2 protein-coding genes and 1 pseudogene are annotated in these 2,627 nt (G+C 34.5%); 1 reads left to right on the forward strand and 2 read right to left on the reverse strand.

Annotated elements, in window-relative coordinates; all coding sequences use genetic code 11:
- Positions 1-359 (forward strand): annotated as a pseudogene (locus KSO91_RS16915) (hypothetical protein); the annotation flags it as partial.
- Positions 360-579: 220 nt separating this feature from the next.
- Here KSO91_RS16915 and KSO91_RS16920 read toward each other — a convergent pair.
- Positions 580-1,521 carry a reverse transcriptase family protein gene (locus KSO91_RS16920; protein ID WP_238744194.1) on the reverse strand — a complete coding sequence of 314 codons (942 nt, stop codon included), beginning with the start codon at positions 1,519-1,521 and terminating at the stop codon, positions 580-582.
- The gene (locus tag KSO91_RS16925; protein ID WP_238744195.1) at positions 1,502-1,807 is read right to left on the reverse strand and encodes a helix-turn-helix domain-containing protein; all 306 of its coding nucleotides are present in this window, start codon (positions 1,805-1,807) and stop codon (positions 1,502-1,504) included. The genes KSO91_RS16920 and KSO91_RS16925 overlap by 20 nt, the downstream gene beginning before the upstream one ends.
- Positions 1,808-2,627: the final 820 nt, after the last annotated feature.

Raw genomic sequence — 2,627 nt, forward strand, 5'->3', positions numbered from 1 at the left:
TACCGCCTGTTATCATTACAGATAGAGTGAATCGTCATTACCATAGAAATGACAAAGTCGACTTCAGAAAATCTCCTCGTACATGGCGAACTCGAAAAGATCCGTTCGAGGATGTTTGGGATGAAATACGATTAAGAATGGAGCTAGCACCTGAAAACAATGCTAAAAAAATAATTTTGTGGCTCATGGATAAATATCCTGATAAATTTTTAATAGGGCAAACCCGAACACTTCAACGAAGAATTGCTCTATGGCGTCAAAACCAAGCGAGTCAGGAAGAAAAACTACGAGATTTGATGATTAATGAATTTGTGCCCGTTTTAAATTTTAATATTCCAGAGGAAAGTGAACTCAATTAGTAGGAAATATCATACTGCTAAAGGGGCTTCTAGTCTGTTATGTCATTTGATTCTTACTTACATATGCGGTAACAAATCTTTAAATGTAGTATGTTTTTTTAATGAGGCAATACGACCGGTCAAGTTAATTGTCGCCTAATACAAAAGGCTCGATCCCGAGCATTCGTAAAGCCAAAGGTATCTCATGCCCTACTTATTATCGATGGAAAGCAAATAATATCTAATGCTCAATGGCTAAGATGCTTCTTGCCTTATCTTTGAGTCTTGGATCAATCTGTGCAAATGCGTTTATTCTCCCCAATAGACGACTTTTAAGGTCATCGGGAACCATAAAACCATTTTTATAAGTTTTCCACTCTTCAAGATCATTATGCATATTTTGATGATGACAGTTTCTAATGAATATTTCATCATTGTGCACGATCACACCAGTAATAAGTTTTATTTCATCTGACTTATACAAAACTGTTTTTCCGCTATGTATTTCATGCCCATGTTTTAAAACAATCTTATTTACAGTAGAAGAAAACAATTCGTTTAAATTCTTACCTGAAAAGACTAAATCATCAACATAAATAGTCATATTAATAGAGTGCTTTTTAGCAAGTGACTCTATTTCTAAAAACATCTCAATATTCGCCCACAATGCCAAAGGCATACTTAACCGACTACCAGTAGGTAAGTGCTCTTCATATGTTGCGACACTAGCAATTAAATCAGCAACTTCTACGCTACAGTGGAAATTATAACGGAAAAGCTTAAAGATCATTTTCTTAGATGTAGAAGGATAAAACGATCTCAAATCACTGGTCAGCACTTTATGCTTACCAAGGTGAGACTTAGCATTTGTGATATAAGTCCTTCCTTTAATACCAGAATGTAAGAAATCAGGAGTTATTATTCTGCACAGTAAACTTGCTATTCGCGTGTGTACCTTTTCAAGTAATCTCTTGGGGCATTCAATAGTTCTGTCTTTCTTTCCCTCTTTTTTAATAACAAATGGTTTATAACTATCTTTGCTATTTTTTAGTTTTTTTAAATCAGCAAGAGGTATATGAAGTAAGTTTGCTAAAATATTCGGAGATGACAGTTTATAGAAAGAGGAACTTTCAAAGGAGTATGCTTTGTCGTTTGTATTGATCTTATACTTTTTTCGGGGCATTTTTATCTACTACCCATTCCATTATCTGAACAATTTTATTAGCAAAAACTGTACGAAACTTTTTAGGTATACCTTTATCATTCTCCATGTTTTCAGAGAAGAAGAGAAGTGATGAAACAGGGATATCAAAAATAACAGAATATTTCTCTAGTATATCTAGGCTTACAGGCTTTTTACCTGATTCGATTTCAGACAAATATGATTTAGAAATACCTAACTCTTCTGATAATTCTACTTGTTTAAATTTATGATATTGCCTAATAACTTTTAACGCTTTGTTTATCATAATAACTCCAAAAATTAAGGGGGACATCTGTTAAGCATCATTGGTGAATACCTCCAGAACTTTCCAAAGAAACAAGCCAATACGTATGGACGATTTAATGATTATCCATCCGATTTTAAATTTCTTTTTATTGTTCTTCTGGTCTTCGTCTTTTGAAGACTTTACAGGTGCCTGTTGATTAAGATTGGTATTACTATTTCGCATAACGCGGTTCCTTCTAACAAATGTTTAACCTAATTGCTAAACAATTTCGCCCTAGTTAGAAGATAAGAGTAACCAACATGTAACCCCTTATTTCATGTACTCAGTCGCCCTGAGCACTCCCCCTTTAACATTTACTTATACGTCGATAGTCAATAATAATGATGCTATACGGCACACAGTAACAAAGATACATGGATGACAAACACAAGATAACTAACTAGTTACAGTCAAACACATTTCCGGGGTGTGTAGTAGAAAACTAAAAGTTTTCCGAGAATATTGGTCTAAAATAAAATCCGATATTCAACTTAATGGCAAAGTTTCTCTCTTTTTGCCCAACCTTAGAACCTATAATACAGACATTTAAAAAAGAGACAAGAATAAATCGCTAATAGCGAACTTTAATTCACTATAAGCGAACTAATTATGGATGGATGTCAGGTCTTTCTTTTTGCCCTTTTAATAATTAGCGCCTGTTCTAAGTCGCTATGGGGGCGAAATGTATGGTCCGCCTCGATATTGCAAGTAATAATATCGATAACGTAGTTGGTTTGCGCTAATGTATTCGGAGTCTTTGCAGGCAACTAATAATTAGCCCCAGCTCCACGATGAGATC

Source organism: Psychromonas antarctica (assembly GCF_022267535.1).
Lineage (GTDB): Bacteria > Pseudomonadota > Gammaproteobacteria > Enterobacterales > Psychromonadaceae > Psychromonas > Psychromonas antarctica.

Excerpts from the sequence above, each read along its gene's own strand:
- KSO91_RS16920 (WP_238744194.1), bottom strand. The coding sequence starts at position 1,521 with ATGCCCCGAAAAAAGTATAAGATCAATACAAACGACAAAGCATACTCC.
- KSO91_RS16925 (WP_238744195.1), bottom strand. The coding sequence starts at position 1,807 with ATGATAAACAAAGCGTTAAAAGTTATTAGGCAATATCATAAATTTAAA.